This is a genomic window from Nocardia sp. NPDC050710 (genome assembly GCF_040654375.1).
Classification (GTDB): Bacteria; Actinomycetota; Actinomycetes; order Mycobacteriales; family Mycobacteriaceae; genus Nocardia.
The window spans coordinates 100631-116736 of sequence record NZ_JBFAHV010000004.1 but is presented as its reverse complement, the minus strand read 5'-3'; the positions used below and the strand labels follow the sequence as shown (position 1 = coordinate 116736).

Sequence of the window (16106 nt, the reverse complement as noted above, 5' to 3'; positions counted from 1 at the left end):
GGCATTGTGGGTGCTGCCCGTGCTTGTTCTTCGACCACGAAGGAGCCTCATGTCCGCACCCAACCTGACTCGCGAGCAGGCGATCGAACGCGCCTCGACAGTGCAGGTCGAGAACTATCGCATCGAGCTCGATCTGACCGACGGGGCGGGTAAACCGGGCGAGCAGACCTTCTTCTCCCGCAGCACGGTCACCTTCACCGCGACGCCGGGCGCGAGCACCTTCATCGATATCGTCGCGCGCGGGGTGCGGGCGGCGGTGCTCAACGGCCGTACGATCGACGTCTCGGACTATGACGAGTCGACCGGCATCACCCTGACCGACCTGGCCGAACGCAATGAGCTGGTCGTCGAGGCCGACTGCGAGTACTCGCATACGGGCGAGGGCCTGCACCGGTTCGTCGATCCGACCGACGACGCGGTCTACCTGTACTCGCAGTTCGAAACCGCCGACGCCAAGCGCATGTTCGCCTGCTTCGACCAGCCCGATCTGAAGGCCACCTTCGACGTCAAGGTCACCGCGGCGTCGGATTGGAAGGTCATCTCCAACGGCGCGGCCGTGGACACCCTGATCGCGGATCCGGGACAGCATCTGTTCCGCACCACGCCGCGGATGAGCACCTATCTGGTCGCGCTGATCGCCGGCCCGTACGCGGAGTGGACCGACACCTACACCGACGAACACGGCACCATCCCGCTCGGCATCTACTGCCGCGCCTCCCTCGCCGTACATATGGACTCCGAACGCCTGTTCACCGAGACCAAGCAGGGATTCGGCTTCTACCACCGGAACTTCGGGGTGCCCTACGCCTTCGGCAAGTACGACCAGCTGTTCGTGCCGGAGTTCAACGCGGGGGCCATGGAGAACGCGGGCGCGGTGACCTTCCTGGAGGATTACGTCTTCCGGTCCAAGGTGACCCGGGCCTCCTACGAGCGGCGCGCCGAGACGGTGCTGCACGAGATGGCGCATATGTGGTTCGGCGACCTGGTCACCATGAAGTGGTGGGACGACCTGTGGCTGAACGAATCCTTCGCCACCTTCGCCTCGGTGCTGTGCCAGTCCGAGGCCACCGAATACACCAATGCCTGGACCACTTTCGCGAATGTCGAGAAGTCCTGGGCGTACCGGCAGGACCAGCTGCCCTCCACCCACCCGATCGCCGCCGATATCCCGGACCTGGCCGCGGTCGAGGTGAACTTCGACGGAATCACCTACGCCAAGGGCGCTTCCGTGCTGAAGCAGCTGGTGGCCTATGTCGGGCTGGAGCCGTTCCTGGCGGGTCTGCGGACCTACTTCGCCGACCACGCCTACGGCAACGCCACCTTCGACGACCTGCTGGCCGCGCTCGAGAAGTCCTCCGGCCGTGATCTTTCCACCTGGGGCACGCAGTGGCTCAAGACCACCGGCCTGAACATCCTGCGCCCGGACTTCGAGGTCGATCCCGGCGGGCGCTTCACCCGGTTCGCGGTCGTCCAGGAGGGTGCGGAACCCGGCGTCGGTGAGCGCCGCGTACACCGGCTGGCAATCGGCGTCTACGGCGAGCGGGACGGAAAGCTGGTGCGCACCAACCGCGTCGAGATCGACCTCGACGCGGCCGAGCGCACCGAGGTGCCCGAGCTGGTCGGCGTGGAGCGCGGGCAACTGGTGCTCGTCAACGACGACGATCTCACCTACTGCTCGGTGCGGCTGGACCCGGACTCCCTCGATGTGGTGCTGCACCGCATCCACGAGATCGTCGAACCGCTGCCCCGTACGCTGGCCTGGTCGGCCGCCTGGGAGATGACCCGCCAGGCCGAGATGCGGGCCCGTGATTTCGTCGCGCTGGTGCAGCGCGGTATCGGCGCCGAGTCCGAAATCGGTGTGGTGCAGCGCCTCCTGATGCAGGCGCATACCGCCATCGGCAGCTACGCCGACCCGGCCTGGGCGACGGAGCACGGGTGGCCCGAATTCGCCGACCGGGTCCTGGAATCGGCCCGCGCGGCCGAACCGGGCTCGGATCATCAGCTCGCGTTCGTCAACGCGCTCACCGGCGCCAAACTCGCGCCCCGGCACACCGAGACCCTGCGCACTTTGCTCGACGGCGATCCCACGGCGGCGGGGCTGCGCGGGCTCGATGTCGACACCGACCTGCGCTGGCGCATTGTCACCGCGCTGGCGGCAGCGGGCGAGATCGATGCCGACGGCCTCGACACCCCGGTCATCGACCAGGAACTCGCCAACGATCCCACCGCGGCGGGTAAGCGCCAGGCCGCCGCCGCGGCGACCGCGCGCCCGCTCGCGGAGGTCAAGGAGCAGGCGTGGGCCACCGTGATGGGCGACGACACCGTCCCCAATATCACCGCCCGCTCCATCGTCGGCGGCTTCGCGCCCGCGGGCCAGGGTGAGCTGCTCGACTCCTATGTCGACCGCTATTTCGCCGATGTCCCGGGCGTGTGGGACCGCCGTTCCAGTGAGGTCGCCCAAACCGTCGTGATCGGCCTCTACCCCGCTTGGGCCATTACCGAGGAAGCCGTCGCCGTCGCCGACAAGTTCCTCGCCGACGACCATCCTCCGGCGCTGCGCCGCCTGGTCAGCGAGGGCAAGGCGGGCATCGAGCGCTCGCTGCGCGCCCGCGCATTCGACGCCGAATAACGGTTCGTGGGGCCCGGATTCGCCGAATCCGGGCCCCACGCATCTCGATTGTGCCCCGGCGTCAGCGGAACAGGTGCGCGTTGACGGCCGCCCACTGCGCGAAGGTGGTGGCGGGGGCGCCGGTGAGTTCGGCGACCGTAGTGGTCGCCCGCTGTGGGTGGTCGACCATCATGGCGAGGCCGTCGACATACCATTCGGCGTACTCGCCCATGATCGGCTGGAGTTTCTGGATCGCTTCCGCGCGGGTGACTTCCACGAATTCGATCGGGGTGCCGAGCGCCTCGGTGAGGCGACGGACGCGCTCGGCACGGGTCATGGTTTCCGGGCCGGTCAGATCGTAGGTGCGGCCCGCGTGGTCGTCGGCCAGCAGAACGGTGGCGGCCACCCGGGCGATGTCGTCCATGGCGATCGGGGCGTTCGCCGACTCGGGATAGGGTTCGCGAACCCGGCCGGTCGTGCGGATCTCCTCCGCCCACATCGTCGTGTTCTCGGTGAACTCACCGGCGTAGAGGTGGGTCCAGTCGACGCCGGAGGCTTCGACGGCGCGGGCGATGGGCTGCCAATCGGTGCCTTCATCGCCGGAGAGGTCGACGATGTGCCGGATACCCGCGGCCTTCGCCAATGCGACAACCTCGTTCACCGTCTCCAACGCCGGGGCCAGATACATACGGTCCACACCCGCGAAGGCCTCGGGCAAGGAAGAAAGCCGACGGAGGTACCCCTCGGCGATCTCTACCCCGGCGGGCAGCGCGGCACGCTTCGGATGGTTGGTGAGCGCCCGCACATCCGAGGCGCCCCCCGCCAGCAGATGGTCGACGACCATGCGGCCGATATTCCCCGTGGCACCTGTGACCAGAATTTTCATCACACCACGGTGCACAGGCGGGCCGCAGGCCCGCAAGCCCCGAATCAGCGCGGTATCACCGACCCGGGCGGACGCAAGTCACGACGCGGAACGGGGTGAACGAGCCGGGGGTTCAGGCTTCGTTCACCCCGATCAGCGCCACGAAGGGAGTTCCGCGTCGGCGGGATCAGCGGCCGATGGCGGCGGCCATGACGCGCACGGCCGAGATCAGGCCGTCGATCAGCTCGCCCTGGCGGAACGAGCTCAGCGCGGCGGTGACACCGAGCTGGCAGACGCGATCATTGGCGCGATCGGCGACGTCATGTCCGGAACGGACCTCGATCGCCTTGTTGTTCGGGGAGACGGCGATCAGCACCGACCTGGCCGCCTCGAGGGTGGCCGGGAAGATCGCGTCCGCACCGGCGGCCGGATCCGAGCCCAGATCACCGATGTAGATGTTGAAGCGCACCTTGGTAGCCCGGGTGGCCTCGGTGAGCACGTTGTCGATGGCGAGCCGCTCGTCATCGCTGAACGGCGCTTCCTTGAATACGTCACCGGCCTCGTGCACACCGGAGACGCGGCCGCTGCTGGTCAGAGCGTATCCGTGCGGTAGTTCGGATTCGACCACCGCGGGCCACTTAGAACTTGCCACTTGCCCGGCCTCCGATCAGCTCCACCTGGGTGGCTTCGATGGCGGCATGGTTGCCATGCGACGCCCCAGCAATATCGTGGTGACCGCGACCGGTCACCTCGTCGGTCGCACTCCACAGCACCGGCGGCTGGGTCCACTTCTGACCGAGGTCGAAATGGGCCGGCTTCTCACCAGCGAGTGGCTTACCGAGATACGACAATCCGGCGATCGCGCCGTAGATCACCAGCGGGATGCCGACGAAGATCAGCACTGTCTCGAGAATGCTCACGGATCAAAGGTATCCGATGGCCTGTAGTAGATCATCACTGGTCGCGCCGCCGGGGCTTCGTGTCGAATCAGACCAGCCAGGCGGCGGCGTTCGGAGGCAGCTGTCCGCCCCACAGCGCCGTGCTGGCCAGGAGCAATTCCCCGGGCGGAAGCGGGATCGGGGCGGGCGTCGCGTTGAGCACACACACCAGCCCGCCGGGCCTGCGAAAGGCCAGGCATCCCTTCGGGCTGCCGTACCACTCGATCCGCGGTCCCGCGAATTCCGGCCGCATTCCGCGCAATTCGATCGCCATGCGATACAGCGACATGGTGGAGCCCAGCTCCTCCAACTGCGCCTCCACGGTCAGCCCGGCCCACTCCGGGGGCTGCGGCAGCCATGACCGCTCGGCGCTGGTGAAGCCGAACGGCGGCGCACTGCCCTCCCACGGCACCGGCACCCGGCAGCCGTCGCGCCCGCGTTCGGTATGCCCGGACCGTTCCCACACCGGATCCTGCAGAACCTCTTCGGGCAGGTCGTCCACATTCGGCAGGCCCAGCTCGGAGCCGTTGTAGATGAAGACCGAACCCGGCAGCGCCAACTCGACCATCATCATGGCCTTGGCCCTGTCGACCCCGTCCGCGCCGCCGCCGTAGCGGGTGACCTCGCGTTCGATGTCGTGGTTGGACAGGGTCCAGGTCGGGACCGCCCCGACCGGGGCCACCGCCGTGAGCGAATGGTCGATCGCCGTACGCACCGCCTCCGCGTCGAACGGTGTCTCCGCGAGCCGGAAGTTGAAGGCCAGATGCAGTTCGTCGGGGCGCAGATATTCGCCGAAGCGGATGTTGTCGTCGACCCACACCTCGCCGATCGAGACGGCGTGCGGATACTCGTCCAGCACCTTGCGGAATCGCCGGTGGATCTCGTGTACGCCGGAGTTGTTGAAGCGCGGATCGTCGTCGTCGTGCACCAGCATCTTGGTGGACACATTCGCCATATCCGGCAGTCCCGGCGGCTTGGCCATGCCGTGTGCCACATCGATGCGGAAGCCGTCCACGCCGCGGTCGAGCCAGAACCGCAGGGTCTGCTCGAAATCGGCGATCACCTCGGGGTTTTCCCAGTTCAGGTCGGGCTGTTCGGGCGCGAAGATATGCAGATACCACTGGCCGGGGGTGCCGTCGGGTTCGGTGACGCGGGTCCAGGCCGGGCCGCCGAAGATGCTGGGCCAATTGTTCGGCGGTTCGGCGCCGCCGGGTCCGCGGCCGTCACGGAAGATGTAGCGGGCGCGTTCCCCGCTGTCCGGCGCGGCCGCGAGAGCGGCGGTGAACCAGGGGTGCGCGCTGCTGGTGTGATTCGGCACCAAATCCATCGTGATCTTGATGTTCCGCTCGTGCGCCTCGACGATGAGCGCGTCCATGGCGGCCATGCCGCCGAAGAGCGGGTCGATATCGCGGGGATCGGAGACGTCGTAGCCGCCGTCGGCCATCGGCGACCGCGTCACCGGACAGATCCACAGCGCGTCGACCCCGAGAAGTTCCAGGTAGCCGAGCTTCTCCCGGACACCGCCGAGATCCCCCACCCCGTCACCGTCGGAGTCGGCGAAGGATCTGGGATAGACCTGATAGAACACGGCCGACCGCCACCACGGTTGTGCATTCGGATCAACCGGTGTGCCGGAATCCACCGGCACCGGCACGCCTGGTGTCTCTGTCACATCCGCAATAGTGCCAAAGAATTTCGGCAAATTCGCTCAGGCAACGCCATGTTGCCGATATCTGGCAAACCATCAGCGCGCATTCAGACCGACCGAAAAACCTGCTGCTGTTCGGGTATCGGATCGAAAGGACCGGATCAGAGGTCGCCGATCAGCGAATTCACCGCCACCGCAAAATCGTGATGGTCGCCACCATCCGGCCCACCGCGCGACCGGCCCGGACACCAGCGGGTAAGCCTCAGAAAGGTGAGTTGATCAGCGAATTCGCCGCCATCTCCAGGTAGTCGAGCAGGGCCTTGCGGTGTTCGTCGTCGAGAATTTCCGGCTCGATCTCGGCCACCCCGATCCGCATACAGCGCAACCACGCGTCGCGTTCGATCGGGCCGACCTTGAAGGGCATATGCCGCATTCGCAGCCGCGGGTGGCCACGCTCATCCGAGTAGGTGCGCGGACCACCCCAGTACTGCTCCAGGAACATCCGCAGCCGTCGCTCCGCCGGACCGAGATCCTCCTCCGGATAGAGCGGCCGCAGCACCTCATCGGCGGCCACCTCGCGGTAGAAGGCCGCGATGATGCGCCGGAAGGTCTCCGCGCCACCGACCGCCTCGTAGAACGACGTCGCTGTCTGCTCGCCGGTGCCCATCAGGTCCTCTCGATCGCCGAATCCGCCGACGTCCATTGTGCCCGCCTGGTCCCGGCCCCGCTCGGACCACCTCACGTAGCGGCTGGGCACCACTTCAGCAGCAGTTAACCCAACATTGTGCGAAATCACCGTGCAATCGGCCGGTTTCCATGGTCAACTGGGTGGCAGTCTCAGCGGAATATCACATGATCTTGAACATCACGAAATCGGGGTCCCCATGAAGCAGCGGCACGGCCGATCGCACGAGGCCAGGACGCACCGACAACTCCAGCCCGCCGACGTCCACAATCGTGGGTCGGGGGCTACTCCGCTGCACATTTTGTCCGACCACTATCCGGGCGCACATCGCCCCGGTGAGAATGCCCATCCGGGCCCTCACCTCACGCCGGTCCAAGCCGAGACCGCCAACTGGTTGAAGCGCCGGGTGTTGCTTCTGAACGCCACCTACGAGCCGCTCACCGCCCTGTCCGCGCGCCGCGCGATCGTCCTGCTCATCTGCGATAAGGCCGACGCCGTCCACCACAACGACGAAGGTCCGGTCGTCCGTTCCGCCGAGGCCGAGGTGGCCATTCCCTCGGTGATCCGCCTGCGCAACTACGTGCACGTTCCCTACCGCGCCCGGGTTCCGATGACCCGGGCCGCCCTCATGCATCGCGACCGCTACCGCTGCGGATACTGCGGCGGCAAGGCCGAGACCATCGATCACGTCATCCCGCGCAGCCGAGGCGGAGAGCACTCCTGGGAGAATTGCGTCGCCAGCTGCGCGCCCTGCAACCATCGCAAGGCCGACAAACTGCTCACCGAGCTGGGCTGGACGCTGCGCTCCCCGCTGGTCTCACCCAAGGGGCCCCATTGGCGGCTGCTATCCACCACCGCCGATCTGGACCCGGTGTGGTTGCAGTATCTCGGCGAGGGCGCGGCCTGACGGATTCGTCAGGTGTATTCGATCACAAACGTCGCCCAAGTCCCGGGCTCCAGGGCTTCGAAGACATGGGGGGCATCACCCGGGTAGGAGATGTAGTCGCCGGGGCGCAGCTCCGCGGGCGCGTCGGTCGGGCCGATCAGGGCGCGGCCGCTGGCCAGCAGCACGTGTTCGACGACACCGGGGCTGTGGGGATCCGATTCCCGGGCATGACCGGGTTCGGCGGTGATCCGGAACATATCGCGGCGGGTGTTCGGCGGACCGGCCGCCAACAGGGTGGCGCGGTAATCGGACCGTTCGGCCGCGACCACCGGCCCCTCACCCGCACGGATCACCTGGACGGTGGGCCGTGGCGGGTCGAGCAATCGGGAGAAGGGCATATCCAGGGCGACACACAGCGCCCACAGGGTTTCCAGACTCGGGTTACCACTGCCCGATTCCAGCTGGGACAGTGTGGATTTCGCGATGCCCGCGCGATTCGCGACCTCGGTCAGCGAGAGCCCGGCCCTGCTGCGTTCACGGCGCAGCGCGGCGGCGATCACCGCCTGTGGCGTCGCTGTCATCGAGTCGTCCTGCGCCATCCCTGCTCCCGTCGGTTTCCGGACCGCCCAACAGAAAACCATATTGACGAACCGTCCCGCGCGCGTTCACTATAAGCTACATGCGTTCGATATGGCGAACACTCGGCCGGGACACGCTGACCGGTATCGCGGCGGTTCTGCTGGCCGTCGCGATGATCGGCGTCTCCTACGGCGCGACCGCGGTCAGCTCCGGATTTCCGATCTGGCTGCCGGTCGTACTCGGCGTCGTGGTGCTTGCCGGGGGTGCGGAGTTCTTGTTCATCGGCATTATCGCGGCGGGCGGCAGCCCGATCGCGGCGGTACTGGCCGGGTTGGTGGTGAACGCGAGGCACCTGCCCTACGGCCTGTCGCTGCCCGATATGGTCGGCACCGGCTGGCGGCGCGTGGTCGGGGTGCACGTGATGAACGACGAGTCGGTGGCCATGGCGCTGGCCGAATCCGAATCCGATCGCAAACGGGCCGCCTATTGGGCCTGCGGGCTCGGCGTGCTGCTCGCTTGGCCCGGCGGCGCGGCCATCGGCGCACTGATCGGCAGCGTGGTGCCCGATACGTCCGCGCTGGGGCTCGATGCGGTCTTCCCCGCCGTACTACTCGCCCTTGTCATTCCGGCACTGCGCGACCGGGATACGCTCGGCGCGGTCTGTGTCGGCGCGGCGGTGGCGGTGCTGAGCGCACCGTTCCTACCGCCGGGATTGCCGGTGCTGTTCGCCCTGTCCGGAATCCTCGTCGCGGCGTTCACACTCGGCCGCGGCGGTGATCGGACCCGCGCTGGGACGGAAAGCGACGCGGTCTCGATCACGGATAGTGCCGCGCCGGTCGGACATCCGGACCGCACCGCGACCGAGTCCGCGAACCGTACGAGGCCACAAGGTGATTCGCGATGATGCTCGCCGCCGGAGTGCTGACCCTCGCTGTCGGCACCTACGCCTTCCGCTGGGCCGGGCCCGCGTTGCGCAGCCGCATCCGATTTCCCGCCCACGCGAAGCAGCTATTGGAGATCGGGGCGGTTGTCCTGCTCGCCGCCCTGGTTGCCGTCACCACCCTGCCCTTCGGTACCGGGCACCTCGGCTTCGCGCTGCCCGCCGGGGTACTCGTCGCCGGGGCGCTCGCCTGGCGGCGGGCGCCGCTGCTGGTGGTCATCCTGACCGCCGCGGCGACCACCGCCCTGCTGCGGCAGCTCGGCCTCACCTGAATTCCCCTGCCTCGCAACACCATGCCCACGAAGTCCGTCCCGCAACGGCTACCGGTCGGCCCGCGGGGGTGTACCGAGTCTCCCCTGGTTCGACTCGCGGAGCTCGCCGCACGACCCGGCGACCGGTCAGCTCGGAAACAACGAGATACCGCCACCGCGACGGCGGGCGACCGAGCCGTAGCGGGCGTCCAGACGCAACCAGGTGTTGGTGGCGCGAACACGAACGATTTCGGTGGGCGGGATACGGCGGGCCTCCGCCTTGTCGCCCGAATGCGGAATGAAATCCATGGCGGTCAGGGCGAAAACGACGCGCATCGGGACCTCGACCGAGATCTGGTCGGCCGAGACCGTCAGCACCGTCTGATCGAGCAGGGACGCGGGCGGTCCATGCGAGCTGCCATGTTCCTTGGCGAGCTGGGCGCCGCGTTCGGCCAGCTCGACGAGGGTGCGGGCGGGTACGTCATCGATATGGGCGAAACCCTCGGTGGGCGGCAACGCACCGCGCCAGGCGGAGTCCATCGAATAACCCAGGTCGATCGGACTGCCCGAGCTCAGGCCGGCCAATACCAGATCCGCGCCGACGGTCACATCGTCCACACCGAGTTCGGCGATCACCGTACGCGCCGCGAGAGCTTCGAAACCCGTTATCACCCAGGCGAAAATATGACGCTCACCGCGCCTACGCAAGCGGACCACAGCCGCGTCGTCCAAACGGATCGCCCGCGTCAGGAAGGTGGCGAGGTTCTCGCGTTCGGCCGGATCGGAAACGTGCAGCACCCGCTGCTCAGCTATCACAACAACTCTGTCGTCACGGACTCAGATCAGCTCACTTATCCATCCACTCGGCGAGGTAGTCCCGCTCGGTGTCGGTAAGCCTGCGCAACCGCTGTGTCTGGATATCGAAGGCCGCGATCTGGGTCGAGGCGATCACCGCGGGCGGCGAGTCGAGTGCGGCGCCATTGGCCCGGACCTCGTAGCCGACGGTGAAATCGACCGCGCGCAACTGCTCGATCCACATGGCGATATCCAGCGGAGTGTCGTCGTGCCGCAGCTGGCCGCGGTAGCGCACCCGCAGATCGGCCAGCACGCAGCCTTCGCGCAGCGTAGACGTCGGTTGACCGTCGAAAAGCCAGGGGATCCGCGCCTCTTCCAGCAGCGTCACCATGCGGGCATGGTTGACGTGCTGGAAGACGTCCATATCCGACCACCTGACCTCCACCTTGGCGTGAAAACGCTTGGGAAGCAGGGTCGAGCCGCTGTTGGCCATCCCATTTCCGTTCAACGAACTCGTCAACGTGGTACCTCCGATTGGGCGCCCACACCACTCGCCATGCACCGCATCTGCCGCGTCGCAGCCGGGCATCCAAGCGAGGTGGTCGAGCGCCGGACTCGATCAATTCCGGCGCTGCGGCCCGGGCGCACACCCGGGCCAAGGCCGATCTCCGGTGTCCAGTATCGCAATCTCCGCCACCCGGGCTCGTCTCGGGGGCACGCCGCGCTCCGGGATCGCCGACGCGCGACATCGCGCTGTCCGGGTGCGTCACGCACCGCTGTCACCGACGGCACCAGCGTCGGCATCGCCGATTCACACCGCAGACCCAGCGTCGAGGAATTCGACGCCCCATTTTCCACTGCACACTACCGCGATTCGGCCGGGCACGCAGATCGAGCGTGCCCGGCCGGGTCGCTCAGCGCTCCGACTGCGCGCCGACGCCGCTGACCATGCTGCGCACCTGCCGCGCCGCCACCGACAGGGTGGCGAGGTCGTGAGTACCGGATTCGAACAATTCCGACAGTGCCGCGCGGGCGCGACCCAACCGGGACTGATTCTTCGACTCCCAGTACGCGATCTTCTCGTCGGCGGTCTCCTCCGGGTCACCGGCGGAGAGCACATCGAGGGTGAGTGAGCGCAGCGAACCGTACATATCGTCACGCAGCGCGAGCCGGGCCAGCGCATGCCAGCGGTCGCCGCGCTCCAGGTGGCTGACCGCCTCCAGCAGCCAATCGATCTTGAGGTGGTCGTTCAGTGCGTAATACAGCGAACCCACCTCGTCACCGCTGCGGTCGGTGATGTCCGCGATATCCAGCACGTCGAGCAGCGGGAACTGATTCAGCAGTCCGAAGACCTCGGTCGCGAGGTCGGTCGGGGCGCCCTGCGCGATCAGCTCCGCGGATTGGTCGGTCAGCGTCGCGACATGATGTCCGCGCAGCCAGCCCGGCACCTTCGGCGCCAGCTCCCGCACGCCGCGGTTGTAGCGGTTGATCTCCGCGCCGACCGCGATCGGCTGCGGGCGGTTGCTCAGCAACCAGCGCGAGGCCCGGTCCAGGGTGCGCTTGGTCTCCAATTCGAGGGCATCTCGCACCGAGACGGAGGTGTCCGCCACCCGGATCCGCGCCCACATGTCGTGCAGATCGAAGATCCCGGTGGCCGCCGCGAAGGCGCGCACCGAGTCGGTGGTGGTGGCGCCGGTCTCCTCGTTCAACCGGTGCGCGTAGGTGATCCCACCGTAGTCGACCATTTCGTTGGCGATCATCGTGGTGACGATCTCCCGGCGCAGCCGGTGTTTCTTGATCGCCGCGCCGAACCGGGTGCGCAGCGGCGTCGGGAAGTAATCCGGCAGCCGGGTGGCGAAATAGGTCATATCCGGCAGATCCGAGCCGAGCAGATCGGCCTTGAGCGAAAGCTTCACGTGCGCCATGAGATTCGCGAGTTCCGGGGAGGTGAGACCGTCGCCCTCCTCCATTCTGCGCTTGATCTCCGGATCCGAGGGCAGCGCCTCCAACTCGCGATCCAGCCCGCGGCGCTGTTCCAGATCCTCGATGAGCCGCTGATGCACATTCAGCATATCCGGCGCCTCGAAGCGCGAAATCCCCATCAGGAAGTTCTGGGATACATTGTCCCGCAGTACCATTCGCGCGACCGCATCGGTCATCGAAGCGAGCAGCGGGTTGCGCTCGGGCTCCGGCAGCAGGCCACCGCTGACCACGCCGTCGAGCAGCACCTTGATATTGACCTCGTGGTCGGAGCAGTCGACCCCCGCCGAATTGTCGAGGGCGTCGGTGTTCATCTTGCCGCCATTGCGGCAGAACTCGATGCGGCCGAGCGCGGTCGCGCCCAGATTGCCGCCTTCACCGATCACCTTGACCCGCAGCTGATTTCCATTGACCCGGACGGGATCGTTGGACTTGTCGCCGACGTCGGCATTCGATTCGGCACTTGCCTTGATGTAGGTGCCGATGCCGCCGTTCCAGAGCAGTCCGACCGGTGCGAGCAGGATGGCGCGCACCAATTCCGGCGGGGACAGCGATTCGACGTCATCGGCCAATCCGAGTACGGCGCGCGCCTGCGGACTGATCGGAACCGACTTCACGGTGCGATCCCAGACGCCGCCGCCGGTACTGATCAACGAGGTGTTGTAGTCGGCCCAGGAGGAGCGCGGCAGCTGGAACATGCGCTGCCGCTCGGCATATGACGTCGCGGGATCGGGATTCGGATCCAGGAAGATATGCCGGTGGTCGAAGGCCGCGACCAAGCGGATGTGCTCGGAGAGCAACATACCGTTGCCGAAGACGTCACCACTCATATCACCGATGCCGACGACGGTGAAATCCTCGGTCTGGGTATCGAGGTCCATCTCGGCGAAGTGCCGCTTCACACTTTCCCAGGCGCCCTTGGCGGTGATGCCCATGGCCTTGTGGTCGTAGCCCGCCGAACCACCGGAGGCGAAGGCGTCACCGAGCCAGAAGCCGTAGCGCTGCGCGACGTCGTTGGCGATATCGGAGAAGGTCGCGGTGCCCTTGTCCGCGGCCACCACCAGGTAGGTGTCGTCACCATCGCGGCGCACCACCCGCGCCGGGGGCAACACGGCGCCGGTCGCGCGGTCGACATTGTCGGTGATGTCGAGCAGGCCCGAGATGAAGATCCGGTAGCAGCCGACACCTTCCGCGCCCAACGCCTGCCGATCGGCCACCGGATCGTCGGTAGCGGGGGGCGGCTGCTTCACCACGAACCCACCCTTCGCGCCGACCGGCACGATCACCGCGTTCTTCACCGCCTGCGCCTTCACCAAGCCCAGCACCTCGGTACGGAAATCTTCGAGCCGGTCCGACCAACGCAACCCGCCACGCGCCACCGGACCGAACCGCAGATGCACGCCCTCCACCCGCGGCGAATACACAAAGATCTCGAATTGCGGCCTCGGCCTGGGCAATTCGGCGACCTCGCGCGGTTCGACCTTCACCGAGATGTAGTTGCGCGACATCCCCGCGACATCGGTGACGTAGTAGTTGGTGCGCAGCGTCGCCTTGATGAGGCTGCGAATGGCACGCAGGATGCGGTCGGCGTCCAGGCTCACCACCTCATCAATGCGCGCGCGCAGCTGGATATCGAGCTCCGCGGCATATTCGGCCGAGACGGTGTCCGGATCGAACTGCGCGGTGAACAGATCGACGAACAGTCGCGCCGCATCCGGGTAGGTCAGCAGCACCCGGGAGATATTGGCCTGACTGTACGGAAAGTCCGCCTGTTGAAGGTATTTCGCGTAGGTCCGCAGAATCGACACCGAACGCCAGGGCAGGCGGGCGCGCAGCACCAGTTCGTTCAATCCGTCGGCCTCGGCGCGGCCGTACCAGACCGCTCCGAAGGCGGCGGTGAACCGCTCGCGCAGCCCACGCACCTCGGCGTCCAGCGCATCCGCGCGGGCCGACGACTCCAGCAGCTCCGCATCCAGATCGCGATCCAGCGAACTGCGCAGCAACTCCGGCCGGGCCAGCAGACCGAAGTCGTAGATCCAGCGTTCGAGTGTCGCCTCGCCCGGCGCGGGGTCCAGTTCGATCTGGTAGGGGCGTTCGTCGACCACCTCGACGCCCAGGCTCTGCAGTACCGGGAGTACCTGGCTCAGCGAAACGCCGGTGCCGCCGATGTAGAGGCTGAAGCGCCAGCTACCCGGCGCGGAACCTGGTGTGCGATACAGATTCTGGTCGATCGAGCCCTCGGACAGGCGCTCGAGCCGCACGATATCGCGGAGTGCGCGGGCCGGCGCGAAATCCTGTTTGTACCCCTCGGGGAAGGCGTTCGCATAACGCTGGACGACGGCCGGCTCGAGCACCGCCGAGGTATTCACCTCATCGTTGAGGTGGTCGTCCCAGGTATTGCTGGCCTCGGACAGCAAGCGCTGGATGCGCAGGCGGGTGGGCTCGGAGGTATCGGCGAGCGTCGGTGTCGTATGCGGTATCCCCATGTCGCCGTCGGGCAATCGAACCGTGAAATAGACACTGGCGAGCTCACTTTCGCTCACCCGCGCCGAGTAGTCGATCGAAACGCCGCCCAATTCGCGGACCAGGATCTCCTGCATTTCCAGCCGCACCCGGGTGGTGTAGCGATCCCGGGGCAGGTAGACGAGGCAGGCGACGAACCGGCCGTAGTTGTCCGAGCGCATGAACAGCCGCACCTGGCGGCGCAGTCCGACATTGAGTACGGCGGTCGCGGTGCGGCGCATCGTCTCCGCATCCGAGGAGAAGAGCTCGGTGCGCGGGAATGACTGGATGACCTCGAGCATGGCCTGCCCGGAGAACGAGTCCAGGTCGAAGCCGCTCTCCTCGATCACCGAACGCACCCGGCGCGCGATCACCGGGATGTCGAGGACGTTCTCGTGTACCGCGGTGACGGTGAAGACGCCGATGAACAGGTGTTCACCGACGATCGCGCCGGATTCGTCGAAGTCCGCGACACCGATGAAGTAGGGGTACACCGAGCGATGCACGGTGGCGGGCACGAGACCCTGGGTGAGCATGAGCAGCGGACGGTCGCCGTCGTTGATCGGCACCCGGAAGTCCGTGCCGACATCGGGACGCAGCACGCCGAGGCAGGTGCCCGGCAGCGCGTTGGAGGTCATCTGGTGCTGCTCGGGGCCCAGCCGGTAGCGGGCATAGCCGAGGACCGTGAAGTTGCCGCTGGCCAGCCAGCGCAGCAGGTTCGCGGTATCGACCAGGTCGGTGGCGGAGAACGGCGCGTGCCCCGATTCGGCGGCCTGCTCGAGGTCGGCGGCGAGTTTGCTCTGCACCGCGCGCATGGCGTCGGTATCGCTGTTGACCTGGCGCACGTCCGCGACGACGTCCGGCATCGTCTGTTCGACCCGGTCCAGCAGTGCTCGGCTGGTTGACGGGTGCAACTGCAGGTGCATCCACGATTCGCGCAGCCCCGTGCCGCCATTGCCGTCCACCTCGTGCGGCGCCGCATTGGTCAGCCGGCCCTCGTCGTCGCGCTGTACCTCGAAGATCGGGTGGATCACCTCGCTCACGCTGACGCCCATTCGGCTCAGCGAAGAAGTGATCGACTCCACAAGCAGCGGCATATCGTCGGTCACCAACTGGACAGCGGCGCCCAGCCCGGACCCGTCCTCCGGGTGATACACCCGTACCAGCGCCCGGCCCACCGGGCGGATCATCGCCAACTCCAGGTGCCGCCGGAAGATCTGAGTGATTCCGGTGATCGCGCAGTCCACATCGCCCGCGTCGACGTGGCGGAAGTACGCCTCTTCGAGGGTTGCGAGGTCGCTACGCAGTGACTGCGGCAAGCTCGCGGCCCACGCCGCAGTGTTCACCCGCCCCGCCTGCTTCCGTCCCCCATTGGACAATTCGGACGAGACCGTCATTTCTTTCGCCAGCTCCCTCGGATTCGGTTCCG

The 16106-nt window shown here is 66.9% G+C and carries 13 protein-coding genes; 4 read left to right on the top strand and 9 right to left on the bottom strand.

Going from position 1 to position 16106, the window contains the following annotated elements; genetic code table 11:
* The first annotated feature begins 49 nt into the window (after positions 1-49).
* Entirely contained in the window at positions 50-2629 is a 2580-nt protein-coding gene (gene pepN, locus AB0H61_RS10505; protein ID WP_357301592.1) for an aminopeptidase N, read from the top strand.
* 61 nt (positions 2630-2690) lie between these two features.
* On the opposite strand, the gene AB0H61_RS10500 is transcribed toward pepN, so the two are convergent.
* The 5 genes from AB0H61_RS10500 to AB0H61_RS10480 all read right to left on the bottom strand — a co-directional run bounded on the left by AB0H61_RS10500 (position 2691) and on the right by AB0H61_RS10480 (position 6726).
* A complete protein-coding gene (locus AB0H61_RS10500) occupies positions 2691-3494 on the bottom strand; it encodes an NAD(P)H-binding protein (protein ID WP_357301589.1) in 804 nt (267 codons plus the stop codon).
* 166 nt (positions 3495-3660) lie between these two features.
* Positions 3661-4125 (bottom strand): DUF5130 domain-containing protein, encoded by a 465-nt coding sequence (locus tag AB0H61_RS10495; protein ID WP_357301587.1) that lies wholly within the window; start codon positions 4123-4125, stop codon positions 3661-3663.
* A complete protein-coding gene (locus AB0H61_RS10490) occupies positions 4112-4393 on the bottom strand; it encodes a hypothetical protein (RefSeq protein ID WP_357301584.1) in 282 nt (93 codons plus the stop codon). The genes AB0H61_RS10495 and AB0H61_RS10490 overlap by 14 nt, the downstream gene beginning before the upstream one ends.
* 67 nt (positions 4394-4460) lie before the next feature.
* Positions 4461-6059, bottom strand: a complete 1599-nt coding sequence (locus AB0H61_RS10485; protein ID WP_357302276.1) for an alpha-amylase family glycosyl hydrolase — start codon at positions 6057-6059, stop codon at positions 4461-4463.
* 262 nt (positions 6060-6321) lie between these two features.
* Complete coding sequence (locus AB0H61_RS10480) at positions 6322-6726, bottom strand: globin (RefSeq protein ID WP_357302273.1); 405 nt, start codon at positions 6724-6726, stop codon at positions 6322-6324.
* A 217-nt stretch (positions 6727-6943) separates the two neighbouring features.
* Here AB0H61_RS10480 and AB0H61_RS10475 point away from each other — a divergent pair, with 217 nt between their 5' ends.
* Positions 6944-7651: an HNH endonuclease gene (locus tag AB0H61_RS10475; protein ID WP_357301582.1), complete on the top strand. Its 708-nt coding sequence runs from the start codon at positions 6944-6946 to the stop codon at positions 7649-7651.
* An 8-nt stretch (positions 7652-7659) separates the two neighbouring features.
* On the opposite strand, the gene AB0H61_RS10470 is transcribed toward AB0H61_RS10475, so the two are convergent.
* On the bottom strand, positions 7660-8211 hold the full coding sequence (locus AB0H61_RS10470; RefSeq protein WP_357301579.1) for an XRE family transcriptional regulator: 552 nt from the start codon (positions 8209-8211) through the stop codon (positions 7660-7662).
* A gap of 98 nt (positions 8212-8309) precedes the next feature.
* Between AB0H61_RS10470 and AB0H61_RS10465 the strand changes: the two genes are divergently transcribed.
* Entirely contained in the window at positions 8310-9113 is an 804-nt protein-coding gene (locus tag AB0H61_RS10465) for an AzlC family ABC transporter permease (protein ID WP_357301576.1), read from the top strand.
* Complete coding sequence (locus AB0H61_RS10460) at positions 9110-9421, top strand: AzlD domain-containing protein (RefSeq protein ID WP_357301574.1); 312 nt, start codon at positions 9110-9112, stop codon at positions 9419-9421. The genes AB0H61_RS10465 and AB0H61_RS10460 overlap by 4 nt, the downstream gene beginning before the upstream one ends.
* Before the next feature lie 126 nt (positions 9422-9547).
* On the opposite strand, the gene AB0H61_RS10455 is transcribed toward AB0H61_RS10460, so the two are convergent.
* The 3 genes from AB0H61_RS10455 to AB0H61_RS10445 all read right to left on the bottom strand — a co-directional run bounded on the left by AB0H61_RS10455 (position 9548) and on the right by AB0H61_RS10445 (position 16074).
* Entirely contained in the window at positions 9548-10216 is a 669-nt protein-coding gene (locus AB0H61_RS10455) for a hypothetical protein (RefSeq protein ID WP_357301571.1), read from the bottom strand.
* 31 nt (positions 10217-10247) lie between these two features.
* Positions 10248-10688 carry a thioesterase family protein gene (locus tag AB0H61_RS10450; protein WP_357301568.1) on the bottom strand — a complete coding sequence of 147 codons (441 nt, stop codon included), beginning with the start codon at positions 10686-10688 and terminating at the stop codon, positions 10248-10250.
* A 421-nt stretch (positions 10689-11109) separates the two neighbouring features.
* Positions 11110-16074 (bottom strand): NAD-glutamate dehydrogenase, encoded by a 4965-nt coding sequence (locus tag AB0H61_RS10445; protein ID WP_357301565.1) that lies wholly within the window; start codon positions 16072-16074, stop codon positions 11110-11112.
* Positions 16075-16106: the final 32 nt, after the last annotated feature.

Bases quoted from the DNA above. Each gene is read 5' to 3' on its own strand.
- pepN (WP_357301592.1), top strand. From the start codon at position 50: ATGTCCGCACCCAACCTGACTCGCGAGCAGGCGATCGAACGCGCCTCG.
- AB0H61_RS10500 (WP_357301589.1), bottom strand. From the start codon at position 3,494: ATGAAAATTCTGGTCACAGGTGCCACGGGGAATATCGGCCGCATGGTC.
- AB0H61_RS10480 (WP_357302273.1), bottom strand. From the start codon at position 6,726: ATGGGCACCGGCGAGCAGACAGCGACGTCGTTCTACGAGGCGGTCGGT.
- AB0H61_RS10475 (WP_357301582.1), top strand. From the start codon at position 6,944: ATGAAGCAGCGGCACGGCCGATCGCACGAGGCCAGGACGCACCGACAA.
- AB0H61_RS10470 (WP_357301579.1), bottom strand. From the start codon at position 8,211: ATGACAGCGACGCCACAGGCGGTGATCGCCGCCGCGCTGCGCCGTGAA.
- AB0H61_RS10465 (WP_357301576.1), top strand. From the start codon at position 8,310: ATGCGTTCGATATGGCGAACACTCGGCCGGGACACGCTGACCGGTATC.
- AB0H61_RS10460 (WP_357301574.1), top strand. From the start codon at position 9,110: ATGATGCTCGCCGCCGGAGTGCTGACCCTCGCTGTCGGCACCTACGCC.
- AB0H61_RS10450 (WP_357301568.1), bottom strand. From the start codon at position 10,688: ATGGCCAACAGCGGCTCGACCCTGCTTCCCAAGCGTTTTCACGCCAAG.
- AB0H61_RS10445 (WP_357301565.1), bottom strand. From the start codon at position 16,074: ATGACGGTCTCGTCCGAATTGTCCAATGGGGGACGGAAGCAGGCGGGG.